This is a genomic window from Halomonas sp. (assembly GCF_041689495.1).
Lineage (GTDB): Bacteria > Pseudomonadota > Gammaproteobacteria > Pseudomonadales > Halomonadaceae > Halomonas.
On the sequence record NZ_JBDNGD010000115.1, the window covers coordinates 1 to 14604 of the forward strand.

General features: G+C 63.5%; 14 protein-coding genes and 4 pseudogenes. 14 read left to right on the forward strand and 4 right to left on the reverse strand.

Annotation, left to right across the window (positions count from 1 at the left end; genetic code table 11):
• The 8 genes and pseudogenes from ACESMD_RS03730 to ACESMD_RS03765 all read left to right on the forward strand — a co-directional run.
• Positions 1-111: urease subunit gamma (locus ACESMD_RS03730; protein ID WP_372610477.1), on the forward strand; the 111-nt coding region annotated here is incomplete at its 5' end.
• A 24-nt stretch (positions 112-135) separates the two neighbouring features.
• Positions 136-438: pseudogene (locus tag ACESMD_RS03735) on the forward strand (urease subunit beta); the annotation flags it as partial.
• A gap of 70 nt (positions 439-508) precedes the next feature.
• Positions 509-2174, forward strand: a pseudogene (gene ureC, locus ACESMD_RS03740) (urease subunit alpha).
• 85 nt (positions 2175-2259) lie between these two features.
• Positions 2260-2781, forward strand: a complete 522-nt coding sequence (ureE, locus tag ACESMD_RS03745; protein WP_372610453.1) for an urease accessory protein UreE — start codon at positions 2260-2262, stop codon at positions 2779-2781.
• Positions 2771-3379: pseudogene (locus ACESMD_RS03750) on the forward strand (urease accessory protein UreF); the annotation flags it as partial. The gene ureE and the pseudogene ACESMD_RS03750, both read left to right, overlap by 11 nt.
• 63 nt (positions 3380-3442) lie before the next feature.
• Positions 3443-3858 (forward strand): annotated as a pseudogene (locus ACESMD_RS03755) (GTP-binding protein); the annotation flags it as partial.
• 58 nt (positions 3859-3916) lie between these two features.
• Positions 3917-4108, forward strand: coding sequence for a hypothetical protein (locus ACESMD_RS03760; RefSeq protein ID WP_372610455.1), 192 nt, complete (start codon positions 3917-3919; stop codon positions 4106-4108).
• A gap of 201 nt (positions 4109-4309) precedes the next feature.
• Positions 4310-5737 carry a phospholipase D family protein gene (locus ACESMD_RS03765; protein WP_372610457.1) on the forward strand — a complete coding sequence of 476 codons (1428 nt, stop codon included), beginning with the start codon at positions 4310-4312 and terminating at the stop codon, positions 5735-5737.
• Positions 5738-5784: 47 nt separating this feature from the next.
• Here ACESMD_RS03765 and ACESMD_RS03770 read toward each other — a convergent pair whose 3' ends face one another.
• Entirely contained in the window at positions 5785-6714 is a 930-nt protein-coding gene (locus tag ACESMD_RS03770) for a YihY/virulence factor BrkB family protein (RefSeq protein ID WP_372610459.1), read from the reverse strand.
• 222 nt (positions 6715-6936) lie between these two features.
• Between ACESMD_RS03770 and ACESMD_RS03775 the strand changes: the two genes are divergently transcribed.
• The 4 genes from ACESMD_RS03775 to dcd all read left to right on the forward strand — a co-directional run bounded on the left by ACESMD_RS03775 (position 6937) and on the right by dcd (position 10181).
• Positions 6937-7116 carry a hypothetical protein gene (locus tag ACESMD_RS03775; protein WP_372610461.1) on the forward strand — a complete coding sequence of 60 codons (180 nt, stop codon included), beginning with the start codon at positions 6937-6939 and terminating at the stop codon, positions 7114-7116.
• 258 nt (positions 7117-7374) lie between these two features.
• Positions 7375-8550 (forward strand): hypothetical protein, encoded by a 1176-nt coding sequence (locus ACESMD_RS03780; protein WP_372610463.1) that lies wholly within the window; start codon positions 7375-7377, stop codon positions 8548-8550.
• A 151-nt stretch (positions 8551-8701) separates the two neighbouring features.
• Positions 8702-9508, forward strand: coding sequence for an iron-sulfur cluster carrier protein ApbC (gene apbC / locus ACESMD_RS03785; protein ID WP_372610479.1), 807 nt, complete (start codon positions 8702-8704; stop codon positions 9506-9508).
• A gap of 106 nt (positions 9509-9614) precedes the next feature.
• Positions 9615-10181 carry a dCTP deaminase gene (gene dcd / locus ACESMD_RS03790; RefSeq protein WP_372610465.1) on the forward strand — a complete coding sequence of 189 codons (567 nt, stop codon included), beginning with the start codon at positions 9615-9617 and terminating at the stop codon, positions 10179-10181.
• Between the two features lie 22 nt (positions 10182-10203).
• Here dcd and purN read toward each other — a convergent pair whose 3' ends face one another.
• The gene (gene purN, locus ACESMD_RS03795; RefSeq protein WP_372610467.1) at positions 10204-10935 is read right to left on the reverse strand and encodes a phosphoribosylglycinamide formyltransferase; all 732 of its coding nucleotides are present in this window, start codon (positions 10933-10935) and stop codon (positions 10204-10206) included.
• Positions 10932-12005, reverse strand: coding sequence for a phosphoribosylformylglycinamidine cyclo-ligase (gene purM / locus ACESMD_RS03800; RefSeq protein ID WP_372610469.1), 1074 nt, complete (start codon positions 12003-12005; stop codon positions 10932-10934). The genes purN and purM overlap by 4 nt, the downstream gene beginning before the upstream one ends.
• Before the next feature lie 155 nt (positions 12006-12160).
• Here purM and ACESMD_RS03805 point away from each other — a divergent pair, with 155 nt between their 5' ends.
• Together ACESMD_RS03805 and hda are read left to right on the forward strand one after the other, a co-directional pair.
• Positions 12161-13237, forward strand: coding sequence for an AI-2E family transporter (locus tag ACESMD_RS03805; RefSeq protein ID WP_372610471.1), 1077 nt, complete (start codon positions 12161-12163; stop codon positions 13235-13237).
• The gene (gene hda, locus ACESMD_RS03810) at positions 13234-13935 is read left to right on the forward strand and encodes a DnaA regulatory inactivator Hda (RefSeq protein ID WP_372610473.1); all 702 of its coding nucleotides are present in this window, start codon (positions 13234-13236) and stop codon (positions 13933-13935) included. Before ACESMD_RS03805 ends, hda begins: the two co-directional genes overlap by 4 nt.
• Before the next feature lie 91 nt (positions 13936-14026).
• On the opposite strand, the gene ACESMD_RS03815 is transcribed toward hda, so the two are convergent.
• The coding region (locus ACESMD_RS03815; protein WP_372610475.1) for a carboxypeptidase-like regulatory domain-containing protein at positions 14027-14604 on the reverse strand (578 nt) is incomplete at its 5' end.

Below are 14604 nucleotides of genomic sequence, written 5' to 3' on the forward strand. Positions count from 1 at the left end.
ACCCGTGACGATGTCATGGACGGCGTGGCCGAGATGGTCGAGGACGTCCAGGTCGAGGCCACCTTTCCCGACGGTACCAAGCTGGTCACGGTCCACGAACCCATCGTCTAGGAGCATTCCATGATTCCCGGCCCTATGATTCCAGGACAGTATCAGTTGCAGGACGGCGATATCGAGCTCTGCACGGGGCGCGAGCGGATCAGCGTCGAGGTCGCCAATACAGGCGACCGGCCGATCCAGGTCGGTTCCCACTACCACTTCGCAGAGGCCAACCCGGCCCTGACCTTCGATCGCGTCAAGGCACGCGGCTGCCGTCTCGACGTATCCGCCGGCACGGCGATCCGTTTCGAGCCAGGCCAGTCGCGCGAGGTGACGCTGATTCCCTATGCCGGCCGGAGGCACATCTACGGTTTTCGTGGCGAGGTGATGGGGGCGCTATCTACCCTACCGCGCCCGCTGCTGCGCGAACCTCTTCTACTTCCGACACCGACGGCAAGGGAGAGCAATCATGAAGATCAGCCGTCAGGCCTATGCGGACATGTACGGGCCCACGGTGGGCGATCGAGTGCGCCTGGGCGATACCGAGCTATGGATCGAGGTGGAGCGCGATGCCACCCATTACGGTGACGAGGTGAAGTTCGGTGGTGGCAAGGTGATACGCGATGGCATGGGGCAGAGTCAGCGCCATGACGATAGCGTGATGGACACCGTGATCACCAACGCCCTGATCCTCGACTGGTGGGGCATCGTCAAGGCAGATGTGGGCCTCAAGGCCGGGCGCATCGCGGCCATCGGCAAGGCCGGCAACCCGGACACTCAGCCGGATGTGGAGATCGTCATCGGCCCGGGCACCGAGATCATCGCCGGAGAGGGCAAGATCCTCACGGCGGGAGCGCTCGACGCCCATATCCACTTCGTCTGCCCCCAGTTGGTGGAAGAGGCCTTGATGAGCGGCGTCACCACCATGCTGGGCGGTGGCACCGGTCCGGCTACCGGCACCAACGCGACCACTTGTACGCCCGGTGAGTGGCATATCGGCAAGATGCTCCAGGCCGTGGACGACATGCCCATGAACATCGGCTTTCTCGGCAAGGGCAACGCCAGCCTGCCCGAGCCGCTGGAGGCCCAGCTCGAGGCCGGTGCCATGGGACTCAATCTCCACGAGGACTGGGGCACCACACCGGCGGCCATCGACAACTGCCTGAGCGTTGCCGACCGCTACGATGTCCAGGTGGCGATCCATACCGACACTCTTAACGAATCGGGTTTCGTCGAGGACACGCTTGCCGCGTTCAAGGAGCGCTGCATCCACACTTACCATACCGAGGGCGCCGGGGGCGGTCATGCGCCGGATATCATGGTGGCCTGCTCCAAGCCTTATGTCCTGCCATCATCGACCAATCCGACTCGACCTTATACCGTTAACACCATCGACGAACATCTCGACCCCAAGATCCCCGAGGATGTAGCCTTCGCCGACTCGCGCATCCGCCGCGAGACCATCGCCGCCGAGGATATCCTCCACGACATGGGGGTGATCTCGATGATCGCCTCGGACTCCCAGGCCATGGGGCGCGTCGGGGAATCTATCTGTCGCACCTGGCAGGCCGCCCACAAAGCGCGGCCTGTTGCCCGAGGACGTAACTCTGGGCGCAGACAATTTCCGCGCCAGGCGCTACATCGCCAAGATCACCATCAACCAGGCGATTACCCATGGTATCTCCCACGAGGTGGGGTCAGTGGAAGTCGGCAAGCTGGCCGACCTGGTGCTATGGAAGCCGGCCTTCTTCGGCACCAAGCCGGCGCTGATCCTCAAGGCGGGGATGATTGCCGCCGCGCCGATGGGCGACCCCAATACCTCGATTCCGACGCCCCAGCCGGTCCACTATCGCTACATGTTCGGCGCCTTCGGCCGGGCGGCGAGCCAGACCCGGTTGACCTTCGTCAGCCAGGCGGCGCTGGATGCCGGCATCAAGGAGCGGCTGGGCCTGCAGAGCCAGTTGTCGGCGTGTCGTGATGTCCGGCAGGTGAGGAAGAGTGACATGAAACTCAACGACGCTTGCCCCGAGCTCAAGGTGGATCCGCAGACCTACGAGGTGCACGCCGACGGCGAGTTGCTCACCTGCGAGCCGGCGACCGAGCTGCCCCTGGCCCAGCTCTATCACTTGTTCTGAGCGCCAAGTCGCCAGGGTTTCGGCCTTGTGGCGTTGAGCGAAGACACGACTGGCTCGGTTGATACTCATGAGGAGCTGCCTTGCGATGCTGAAAATGATTGAACGCCTCGGGCCCATCGATGCAAACCGGGCGACCGACACCTTGACGTTGACCTACGAGCGGCGCGTGATGGGCCGCCTCAAGGCGACGAGTGATGCCGGTTGCCCCCTTGGCCTGTTCCTGGACCGTGGCCCGGTGCTGCACGACGGCGATGGACTGCGTGCCGAGAGCGGCGAGGTCGTGCGGGTGAGAGCGGCCGTGGAGCCGGTGGTCACCGCCAGGATTGCGGCGGGGCTGCCATTGGTGCGGCTTGCCTATCATCTTGGCAATCGTCATGTGCAGCTGGCGCTGGGCGAGGACGAGGAGGGCGGCTTCGTGCGCTTCCCTCCGGACCATGTGCTCGAGGAACTGGCCACCTTGCTGGGCGCGACCCTGGTGCATCATCAGGCACCTTTCGATCCCGAGTCCGGAGCCTACTCGCAGGCCGGGCAGGCTCACGGTCACGACCATAGCCATGCTCATGACCAAGATCATTCTCATGCCCACGGACATGACCATGCGCATTGAGACCGTGGAGCGTCGGGCCGATGATCTTGCACTGCTGGGGTTGCTGCAGATGGTCAGTCCGGCACTGCCCATCGGCGCCTTCGCATTCTCCCAAGGGCTGGAAAGCGCCTTCGAACTGGGCTGGGTGAGCGACGAGGCGAGCCTCGGCGAGTGGATCGACGGCGTGCTGGAGGATGGCCTGACCCGCTGCGAGTTGCCGGCGCTGGCTCGCTCGATGACGGCCTGGGCGGACGAAGACGGCGAATCGATCGCCCTCTGGGATACCTGGTTGGACGCCAACCGCGAGACCGCCGAGCTGGCCGCCGAGGATGCCCGTCTCGGTGCCTCCCTGACGCGCCTGCTGGGTAGTCTCGACTTGCTGCCGGCAACACCGACCCTGCCCCCGGGGGCCGGCTATGTCACCGTCTTCGCCTGGACGGCCCATGCTCGCGGCATACCCAGGCATCAGGCGCTGTTGGGCTTTGCCTGGGCCTGGCTGGAGAACCAGCTCGCCGTCGCTTGCAAGGCCCTTCCGCTGGGTCATACCGCTGCCCAGAGGTTGGTGGAACGAATGCGCCCGGCGCTGGTGGCCGCGGTGGACGAGGCCCTGCCGGCGGATCGGATCCTTGGCGTTGAGACCGGCGGTTGTTGCCCGCATACGGCCATCCGCGAGGATGCCTCCATGAATCTCGCGGCCATCGATGATCTCCAGGCGCGTCATCCGGACCTGGAACTGGTGCTGGTGGAGTCCGGTGGCGACAACCTCTCGGCGACCTTCAGCCCTGAACTTTCCGACCTGACCCTCTATGTGATCGACGTCTCTGCCGGCGACAAGATCCCCCGCAAGGGGGCCCGGGGATCACCAAGTCGGACCTCTTGATCATCAACAAGATCGACATCGCCGAGCAGGTCCATGCCTCCCTGGAGGTAATGGAGCGTGATTCGAAGACGATGCGCGGAGAGCGTCCCTTCGTGTTCACCAACCTCTATGACGGGGTCGGCCTGGAGGAGATCATCGCCTTCATCCTCGATCGCGGCATGCTGCCGGATCGCCGACCGTCGGGGCAGCGCAGTGATACCCAAGCTGCCACTGCCTGACACCAGCGATCGACATCATCCTTCCTCTACACAACTTTTCTCGACAAGGAGAACGCCCATGAAGACTCATCCCTTCAAGACACTGCGTACCTTCATCCTCGGTGTGTCCCTTTTGGCACCCGCCGCAACCGCTCTGTCCCATTCCGGGCATGGCGCTCCCGAGGTGCATGCCCATGCCGGCAGTCCATCCCTGCTTGCCGTGCTGGCCATTGTCGCGCTGGGTATCGGGGCACTGGTGCCCCTGGCGTGACTCGCGATGCGTCTTCGTCGGCCTCTTAACCAGCGCTGAGCGGAGGCAGTATCGACAGGCAGCACGCCCGGTTTCGGCGGGGCGTGCTGCTTTTTTACGTCGACTGTCGTTATGCTGTTTGTTCACGTCGCCTGACTCGGCGACAGACACGATGGGGATGTCATGGACGGCATGCAGACGCGAGAGCAGGGGAGGCGACGGATGTGGCCATGGATCGTGACGGCGCTGCTGGTGGCCTGGGTGGCAATGGGGATCTGGCAGCGCTACAAGCCGCTACCCGAGGGCATCGGCAGGGCCTTCACGGAGCGACCTGCCGAGGGGCTGCATTTCCTGTTCGATGAGACCTGGCTGGACGAGAACGGCGAGCGTCATTCCCGTCATCAGATTTTCGACGAGATCCTGGCGATGGTCGAACAGGCCGAGCGCTTGCTGGTTCTCGACATGTTCCTATTCAACGATTTTGCCGGAGGTGAAGAAGGGGATCACTTTCGGCCATTGTCTTCCGAGTTGACCGAGGCGCTGGTGCGCCAGAAACGACGTCATCCCGGACTCGATGCCCTGGTGATCACGGACCCACTCAACACCCTCTACGGTGGCCTGGAGGCCTCACATCTCGACAGGCTTCGGGAAGCCGGTGTGAGCGTCGTGATCAGCGATCTGAATCGGCTACGGGCTTCCAATCCACTCTGGTCGGGGATCTGGCATCTGGGGCCCCGCTGGCTGGGCAACACCAGTGAAGGCGGCTGGCTGCCCAATCTTCTGGGGCCTGGACAGGTGCCGCTGCGGAGTTACCTGTCGCTGCTCAATTTCAACGCCAACCACCGCAAGACCCTGGTAGTCGACAGCGGCGATTCCTGGGCAGGACTGGTCACCTCCGCCAATCCCCATGATGCCAGCAGCTTTCATGGCAATGTGGCACTGCGCTTCGAGGGCCAGGCAGCACTCGATCTGCTGGCCTCCGAGCGACCGGTGGCGGCCTGGTCGGGTGTGTCGTTCCCCGCTCCGACGCTGCCGGCGACTGACGCCGCTCTCGGGAAGCCCCGGCTTCAGGTGCTGACCGAGGGGGCGATCCGAGATGCCCTGATGGCCTCTGTGGCACGGGCTCGTCCAGGAGATCGTCTCGATATCGCCGTCTTCTATCTCTCGCATCGTCCCCTGATCAAGGCGCTGATGGATGCCCATCGGCGGGGTGTCCGGCTGCGGGTCCTGCTGGATCCCAATCGCGACGCTTTCGGGCTGGAGAAGGGCGGCATTCCCAACCGGCCGGTAGCGCGCGAGCTCCACGCCGCCGGCGTTGCGGTTCGCTGGTGTGCCACCAACGGGGAGCAGTGCCACAGCAAGCTGCTGCTGCGTCGACCCGCCCAGAGCGGTCGCGAGGCCGAGATGATCCTGGGCTCGGCCAACTTTACCCGGCGCAACCTGGACGACCTCAACCTGGAGACCAGCGTCCGCCTGGTAGGGCCCGCCGATACGCTGGCCCTGCGTGACGCGTCGGCCTTCTTCGAACGTCGCTGGCAGTCGACCCCGCAGCGGATCACCAGCGAGCCCTTCGCGGCCCATGACGACACCTCGACCTGGCAGCGGCTGCGTTATCGGATCATGGAGGCCACGGGGCTATCTACGTTCTGATAGCTGATGGCTCTCCACCTTCTGAGCATCGACCGCACCTGCGAGCGTCAATCCACCTGGGGCACCGCCTGGCGGCGCGGGTCAATGTACCAGGCCAGGCCGAGGCGTGCGTTGCGCTCCAGCTCGGCGATCACCTGAGCTCCGAGCAGCAGGATGATGGCCCCTACCTCCAGGCTCAGCAGCACCACGACCAGGGTCGCCAGGGAGCCATAGACCGCGTTCACCAGTGAGATGTTGGCGAAATAGAACACCAGCAGGACGCGCACGCCTTCCCACAGCAGGGCGGCGACGAACCCCCCTACCACGGCGCGACGCAGGGCGATCCTGACCACCGGCAGCACCTTGTAGATGGCGCTGAACAGCAGGAAGACGCCGAGGAAGCTGATCAGGTTGAGCATCGGCCCGGACAGGCCGGCCAGGGGGAGGTCGCGCTCGAAGAGTGCCAGCCACAGCGCATTCATCGAACTGACCAGGCTGACCAGCAGGGTCAGGGCCAGCAGACCTGCCCCCAGCACCAGCATGAAGGCATAGGGCAAGGCCACCGAGACCCAGATGCTGCGCCTCGGGTGGTGGGTGTCGGCCGCATGGAAGATGATCGCCAGGGCATCCTCGAGCATGCGAAAGGCAAAGGAGCTGAACAGCAGCAGCACGGGAAAGCCCAGGATGCCGATGACATCGCGAGAGTCGAGCAGGGTGCGCACGGCATCGAGCAGGATCTCCGCGTGGGCGGGTGCCAGGTGGCGGGCCTGGATCGTCAGTACGTTGAGCAGGTGCTCTTCGTCGACGACCCCTGCCAGCAACACCACCAGGAGGGCAAAGAGCGGCACTATGGAAAGCAGGATATTGTAGCCGACACCCCCGGCGAGAAGGATACCGCGATTACGCAGGAAGGCCGTAAAGACTCTCCACATGAAGCTTCCCACCCGCGGGAGCAGTGTCAAGAGAGCGTAAAGCGAAGAGCGCAGTGCGGGCTTCATGGGTCTTACCATCCTTGGACCTCTCGCCATCATACGCTTCTGGCAAGGATTTTCGCCAATAGGCGCGTTGACAGCGAGCAGGGCGATACGGTCTTCATTCGCATTCGGCTCAGTGTTCATGAATAACTTATTGGTCAATCACTTGCCATTGGATGTTAGTCATTTTCGAGGCCCTGATCTGCCGGTAGCTGAATCTGCGCAATCTGTATCGCACGACTATCGATGGTGGCCAGCGGCATGGGCATCCTGCTGTCCGTCAACGGCCTGCTCCTCGAGACGCTTTCGTTTCGGGTCTACCAGCGTCGTAGCGACATTCTGCGCCTCTTCATGGCGGCCATCCTGGAAAACGTCGGCTACAGACAACTCAATACCCTTTGGCGATGTCGCGGCATGTGGCAGTGATTTACCCGTCGCAAGCACCAGTGGGGAGCCATGAAGCGCAGCGGCCAGTGGGGAAGCTGAGTCAGCTGTCACCGAGCAGCTGTTCAACCAGCCCATTGAGTTGATGTCGGTCTTTTTTTGCTTCCGGCCGTGGAGACAACGTGAACCCGGTCCTTTCGACCAGGCTGGTCTCTCGGTGCCAGCCGTGTATGCTGATAGCACATACTCCTCTCGCTATGTTTCGCGCGGGAGCCAATGACCCAAAAGGGGGAAAAATCAATGTCGGATATCTCGACGAGTCAGCTGCTGAAGGACAATCGTGTCAGGGGGCTGGCGGCCATTACCGTCATCGCCTTGATCTGGGCGCTGGTCGCTCAGTCCAGTGCAGGAACCCAGGAAGAAGAAAATGAGGCTCTCGCCACTCAGCTCTCCTCCGAAGAGAGCGAGCTCGAGTCGGTGAACTCGGAACTTTCCGAGGTGCGCAGCGAGAATGAGGCGCTCAACAGTCGCCTCGATGAGCGTGCGGCCACCGAGACGGATCTCGAGGCGCTGGAGTCGCGTCTGGCCGAACTTTCCGAGCAGCAGCAAGCGACCCTTGCCGAATTGGAGCGTACCGAGGTCGAGGTCGCCGCCACCCGCGCCGAGCAGGAAGACGCCCAGGCGAGGCTGGAGTCGCTGCAGGCCGAGATCGAGGCTCGCCAGACCGAGCTGAATGAGACAGAGGCGGCACTTGTTGACGTTCAGGAGGAGCGCGACCAGGCCATTGAGGCCCGTGACGACGCCCAGGCAGCGCGCCAGGAAGCCGAGGAGGCGCGTCAGGGGATCGAGGAGGCTCGCCAGGAGGCCGAGGCTGCTCGTCAGGAAAGTGAAGCGGCTCGCCAGGCAGCCGAAGTGGCTCGCGAGGAAGCCACCATGGAACTCGAGGGGCTTCAGGGTGACATCGATGAAGCCCAGACGCGCCTTGCCACTCTGGCCGAGGAGATCAGCGCCCATGAGGCGGTCCGCGAGTCCCTGACTACCGAGATTGCGGATCTCGAACAGCAGCGTGAAACGCGTCAGGCATCCCTTGATGCCGTCAGCGCTGATCTCGATGGGGCCGAGCAGAGCCTGCAGGCGGTGCGCACCGAGAATGATGACCTCCTGCTGTCCATCGAGATCGGTCGGGAAGAGCTCTCGGCTATCGAGTCGGACATCGAGCAGCGCGAAACCCAGCTGGAGCGTCTCGAGTCCCAGCTGCAGACCTTGCGCAATGAGCTGGCGGCGCTTGAAACCGGCGTCCAGTCCAGCCAGTCGGATGCCGACAATGACCAGTCGGCTACCGGCAACGATGAGCCCCAGGCCGATGCCGCGCAGGAAGATGCCGCGCAGGAAGATGCCGCGCAGGAAGATGCCGCGCAGGAAGATGCCGCGCAGGAAGACGACGGCGAACAGCATGCGGTCGAGCAGGCCAACTGATCACGTTTCATGAGCCGTGTAAACGCAGGACGGCGAGCTATCGGGCTCGCCATCCTGCGTTGTAGGAGCCCCCAGCATTGCATGCCAAGGGGGTCGGCCGGGTATACTGGCCCTAGATTGACTAGCAAACGGCATTGAGGAGTGAGTTGTGATTGAAGGGGTAAAGCATATCGTCGCCGTGGCTTCCGGCAAGGGTGGCGTCGGCAAGTCCACCGTGACAGTGAACCTGGCCTTGGCCATGGCCGCCGAAGGGTACCGTGTGGGTATCCTGGATGCCGACATCTATGGCCCCAGCCAGGCACAGATGCTGGGCGTGGGCGAGGGGGTGCGTCCTCAGTCGGCCGGCGACAAGGGCTTTCTGCCGCTGCGCGCCCATGGTATCCAGGCCATGTCCATGGCATTCATGGTGGATGTACGCGAGCCCATGGTCTGGCGGGGTCCCATGGTCTCCGGTGCCTTCCAGCAGATGTTGACCCAGACCGCCTGGGATGCCCTGGATGTACTGTTCATCGACATGCCGCCGGGCACGGGGGATATCCAGTTGACCCTGGCTCAGAAAGTGCCGGTCGACGGGGCCGTGATCGTCACGACTCCCCAGGACATCGCCCTGCTTGCTGCGCGCAAGGGCATCGAGATGTTCCGCAAGGTCAACGTGCCGGTCTTCGGTGTCGTCGAGAACATGAGCCTGCACATCTGCTCGAACTGCGGTCACGGCGAGGCGATCTTCGGAGAAGGCGGTGGTGAGCGTATCGCCGCTGAATACGATACCCGAGTGCTGGGTCGATTGCCGCTGACCATGGCGATTTGCGAGCAGGTCGATGGCGGTCGTCCGACGGTGGTGTCCGAGCCCGATGGCGAGGTGACGGCCACCTTCCGGGACATGGCGCGCCAGGTCGCGGAGCAGTTGCAGGGCCAGGGCCAGGGCGATGCCGGGCCGGAGATAGCCTTCAGCGACTGACCTCAATGGTTACCAGGTGACGCCCGATCCCGGGGCCGCTATCATGGTGGCCCCGATTTTATTTACCTGTTTCCTCGCCTTTTTAAGACTTCACCAGGACGCCCCGATGAGCATCAAATCCGACAAGTGGATCCGCCGCATGGCCGAGCGGGATGGCATGATCGAACCCTTCGAGGCCGAGCAGGTGCGCTATGTGAATGACCGTCGGGTGATCTCCTACGGTACATCCAGTTACGGGTATGACGTGCGTTGCGCCGATGACTTCAAGGTGTTCACCAACATCCACTCGGTGGTGGTGGATCCCAAGGCCTTCGACGATAAGAGCTTCGTCGACATCAAGGGCGATGTCTGCGTGATTCCGCCCAACTCCTTTGCCCTGGCACGTACCGTGGAGTATTTCCGCATCCCGCGCAGCGTGCTGACCATCTGTCTGGGAAAATCCACCTATGCGCGTTGCGGCATCATCGTCAACGTCACCCCGCTGGAGCCGGAGTGGGAAGGGCATGTGACCATGGAGTTCTCCAATACCACCAATCTGCCGGCCAAGATCTATGCCAACGAGGGGGTGGCGCAGATGCTCTTCCTGGAGTCCGACGAAGAATGCGCCATTTCCTACAAGGACCGCGGCGGCAAGTACATGGGGCAGCGCGGGGTGACCCTGCCGAGGACTTAGGCCCTTCGGGCAGCGCTCGGCGCTACTCCTCGTCCAGTTCCTCGGCGGCGTCGGCATGGGATAGGCGGAGTCCACGCGCGGGGAGACGGGTGCCGTCCAGTGTGGCGCCGTCGGGCGAGAAGTGCAGACGCCCCGCCAGGAACCACTTGACGGCGATCGGGTAGATCAGGTGTTCGCGGGCCTGGATCTTGTCCTTCAGGCGCTCTTCGGTGTCATCCTGGGTGATGCTCACTGCTGCCTGTAGCACCACGGGCCCATCATCAAGCTTCTCGGTGACGAAATGGACACTGCAGCCATGCTCCATGACGCCATCGGCCAGTGCCCGGGCGTGGGTGTGCAGACCCTGGTAATCGGGCAGCAGCGAGGGATGGATGTTGAGCATCCGGCCCAGGTAGCGTTGCACCAGTCGTGGCGTCAGGATACGCATGAAGCCGGCCAGCACGATCAAGTCCGGCGCGTGGCGGTCGATCACCTTGATCAGCGCGCCATCATAGGCCTCTCGGCTGTCGTATTCGCGGTGGGGCAGCACCACGGCGTCGATGCCTGCCTCCTTGGCGCGGATGAGGCCATGGGCAGCGGGCTCGTTGGAAATCACGGCGACTATCTCGCCACCCAGTTCATCATGGGCCTGGGCATCGATCAGGGCCTGGAGGTTGCTGCCACTGCCGGAGATCAGCACCACGACGCGTCGGACGTCTGCGGATTCCGGGATGACGTCATTCAGTGTGTCACTCTGGTAATCGGAGTCGCTCATGCCTCTAGGTTCTCCAACTGGACCTGCTCGGAAGCGTTGCCACGCGCGACGACATGACCGATTCGGTGGACCGTCTCGCCCCGAGCCTGCAGATGGGCAAGGGCCTGGTCGGCCTGCTCCGCTGGCACCACGATGACCATGCCGATGCCGCAGTTGAACACGCGATACATCTCGTGCTCCGCGACGTTTCCCTGCCGCTGGAGCCAGTCGAAGACGGGGGGGCGGGTCCAACTCGAGACATCGATGCGCGCCGCCAGGGTCTCGGGCAGCACGCGTGGTATGTTCTCGGTGAGACCGCCGCCGGTTATGTGCGACAGTGCATGCACCGGGATGTCGGTCTCCTTGATCAACGACAGAAGCGGCTTGACGTAGATGCGGGTGGGAGCCAGCAGGGCCTCGCTCAGCGGCCGGCCGTCGATGACGGTGTCCAGCGGGGAACCACTGACCTCGAGGATCCTGCGGATCAGCGAGTAGCCGTTGGAGTGAGGCCCGGAAGAGGCCAGGCCCAGCATCACGTCTCCCTCGGCGACCTTTGAGCCATCGAGGATCTCGGATTTTTCCACCACGCCGACGCAGAAGCCGGCGAGGTCATAGTCGCTGCCCTCGTACATGCCGGGCATCTCCGCCGTCTCGCCGCCCACAAGGGCGCAGCCGGCCTGCTCGCAGCCCGCGCCGATACCGGTCACCACGTCGGCGGCGATATCCACGTCAAGCCTGCCCGTGGCATAGTAGTCGAGGAAGAACAGCGGCTCGGCGCCGGCCACGATCAGGTCGTTGACGCACATCGCCACCAGGTCGATGCCGATAGTGTCGTGGCGGCCGAGATCCATGGCCAGGCGCAGCTTGGTGCCGACGCCGTCGGTGCCGGAGACCAGCACCGGCTGCCTGTAGCCGGTGGGCAGCTCGCACAGGGCACCGAAGCCGCCCAGGCCGCCCATCACCTCGGGGCGAGTCGTGCGTTTCGCGACGCCCTTGATCCGGTCGATCAGGGCATTGCCGGCATCGATGTCGACGCCGGCGTCCTTGTAGCTGAGCGAAGCCCGGGATGAAGGCGGGGTGGAATGGGTCATGACCTGTCCTGTAGCAGAATGACTGTCGCGATCACGGGATCCACCATCACGGCAGGAACGGCGAACATCGAACAGTAGGCAAGTTCGGGGTCGTGATTGTAGCATCACGACGCTCGGCTGGCAGCCAGGCGGCAGCCGTCATCATGGAGGAAAAGATGCACAGACAGTGGTGGTTGGTCGTCGTACTGGCGGGGATGGCGTTATGGTTCTTCATCAGTATCGAGCCGGTGTTGATGCCCTTCTTCGTCAGCATGGTGCTGGCCTACCTGGGTGACCCCCTGGCCGATCGCCTCGAGGCACGAGGGCTGTCGAGACGGCTGTCGGTCTCCCTGGTGTTCCTGCTGCTGACGCTGGTCATCGTGCTCACGCTGTTGCTGGTAGTGCCGATACTGGGTCGACAGCTCGGTCAGCTCATCGAATCGCTGCCGGCCGTCCTCAACTGGGTCCAGCAGACCGTGGTGCCGCAAATCCAGTCGCTCACGGGAATGGACCTGAGTACCGATATCGATCAGATGCGCCAGGCGATCGTCGACAACTGGAAGGAGACCGGCACCTTCGCCGCCGGCCTGCTGGCCCAGGCTTCGCGCTCGGGACTGGCACTGGTCGCCTTGATCGGCAACATGGCGTTGATTCCGGTGGTCACTTTCTATCTGCTGCTCGACTGGGACATTATCGTTGCCAAGCTACGCGGCTCCCTTCCGCGAAGCTGGGAACCCGCCGTGGTGCGCCTTGCTGGCGAATGCGACGAGGTATTGTCCGCCTTCCTGCGTGGCCAGCTGATCGTCATGTTCTGCCTGGGCGTGATCTATGCGGTGGGACTGACCCTGCTCGGCGTGCGCTTCGGCCTGCTGATCGGCATGCTTGCCGGCCTGGCGAGTATCGTGCCCTATCTCGGTGTGATCGTGGGGATCTCCGTGGCGGGTGTGGTGGCCTTCTTCCAGTTCGGCGACTGGCTGATCCTGCTGGGTGTCGCAGCGGTATTCGCGTTCGGACAGGTCATCGAGAGTGTGGTGCTCCAGCCCAAACTGTTGGGTGACAAGATCGGCTTGCACCCTGTGGCGGTGATCTTTGCCGTGCTGGCCGGTGGCCAGCTGTTCGGCTTCACCGGGGTGCTTCTGGCACTTCCTGTGGCGGCCATGGTCATGGTGGTGTTGCGATACCTGCACATGAACTACAAGAACAGCAACCTGTATAACGCTGGTAAAGACCCTGGCCCGGAGGAGTCGTCATGAACCGAGCGCCTGCGCAGTTGCCCCTGGGAGTGGGGCTGCGTGACGACGCCACCTTCGCCAATTTTCTCGGTGGCCCCAATGCTGCGCTGGTCGATCGGCTGGAGCACCAGCTGGACGAGGAGGGTGATCCCTTTCTCTACCTCTGGGGCCAACCGGGCATCGGGCGCAGCCATCTGCTGCAGGCGGCCTGCCATGAGGCCTCCAGCCGTGGCTGCCGTGCCCTCTACCTGCCGCTCGACGATCTCGGCCATTTCCCGCCGCTGATGCTCGAGGACATCGAGCGCCTCGACCTGGTGGCTATCGACGATCTGGAACGGGTCCTGGGGAGGCGTCGCTGGGAGGAAGCGCTCTTCCACGCCTTCAATCGCTTGCGGGATGCCGACAGGCGGCTGGTGGTGGCCGCGAATGTCGCCCCCCGGCAGCTTGAGGTGATGCTTCCTGATCTCGCCTCGCGACTCTGCTGGGGCACTACCTATCACCTGCGTTCCCTGGACGACACCGACCGCCTGGCGGCTCTGCAGCTACGTGCGCATGCTCGAGGCCTGCATTTACCCGACGAGGTGGCCCGCTACATCCTGCATCGTGGGCCACGCCGCCTCGATGAACTCTTCGTCACCCTCGAGACCCTCGATAGGGCCTCGCTCTCCGCTCAACGACGCCTGACGATTCCCTTCGTCAAGCAGGTACTCGGCTGGTAGGAGTGCGTGCTAGGCCTTTTGAAGCCTTGTTCGAAGGTGAATCAGTAATCATCGATACTATCTGTTTTGATGGCGCTGAGCCCGGCGCGGATCAGCGCGAAAGATTGATCTCGAGCCGCTGTCCGTTGCCCAGGCTGACCTGACGGATGACCACGCGGGTCTCGCCGCTGACCGGGTCCTGGCCGCTGCCCGAGACATAGAAATCACCCGGGGGCAGGCCGGTGAGGCGGAAGATGCCGTTGCCGTCAGTGCGGGTGGTGTGGGTGTATTCCCGGGCACGGGGGTCGGCGGGTTCCCCGGCACGACCAGCCAGGGCCTGTTCCGCGGCTTCGGCGGAGTAGGTGGTCACCGGCGCCACCGAAACGAGGCGATTCGTTATCGGACGACCACTGAGCGTCAGCCGTCCGCTGATCACGGCGCTGCCGCTTTTCTCCAGTGCCGCATACTCATCGGTGGGGAAGGCGACCTGACGACTGATTCGTCCTCGGGTCGGTGGTGCCTCCTGGATGGGTTGCTCCCGGGGTTCGACATCGATGATCTCGATGTCGCCCGGAGGCAATCGCTGAGTCGTCGTCACGGGCGCCATGCCCTGGCAGCCGGTCAGAATGATGCCGAGAAATGCAGTCGCTACTACGCCTTTCATGATGGCTCTCCCTATCCAGGTATCCT

Coding starts and splice junctions, on each gene's coding strand:
- hda (WP_372610473.1), top strand. CDS start 13,234: ATGAACCGAGCGCCTGCGCAGTTGCCCCTGGGAGTGGGGCTGCGTGAC.
- ACESMD_RS03775 (WP_372610461.1), top strand. CDS start 6,937: ATGGTGGCCAGCGGCATGGGCATCCTGCTGTCCGTCAACGGCCTGCTC.
- purM (WP_372610469.1), bottom strand. CDS start 12,005: ATGACCCATTCCACCCCGCCTTCATCCCGGGCTTCGCTCAGCTACAAG.
- ACESMD_RS03805 (WP_372610471.1), top strand. CDS start 12,161: ATGCACAGACAGTGGTGGTTGGTCGTCGTACTGGCGGGGATGGCGTTA.
- ACESMD_RS03760 (WP_372610455.1), top strand. CDS start 3,917: ATGAAGACTCATCCCTTCAAGACACTGCGTACCTTCATCCTCGGTGTG.
- ACESMD_RS03770 (WP_372610459.1), bottom strand. CDS start 6,714: ATGAAGCCCGCACTGCGCTCTTCGCTTTACGCTCTCTTGACACTGCTC.
- ACESMD_RS03765 (WP_372610457.1), top strand. CDS start 4,310: ATGTGGCCATGGATCGTGACGGCGCTGCTGGTGGCCTGGGTGGCAATG.
- ACESMD_RS03780 (WP_372610463.1), top strand. CDS start 7,375: ATGTCGGATATCTCGACGAGTCAGCTGCTGAAGGACAATCGTGTCAGG.
- dcd (WP_372610465.1), top strand. CDS start 9,615: ATGAGCATCAAATCCGACAAGTGGATCCGCCGCATGGCCGAGCGGGAT.
- purN (WP_372610467.1), bottom strand. CDS start 10,935: ATGAGCGACTCCGATTACCAGAGTGACACACTGAATGACGTCATCCCG.
- ureE (WP_372610453.1), top strand. CDS start 2,260: ATGCTGAAAATGATTGAACGCCTCGGGCCCATCGATGCAAACCGGGCG.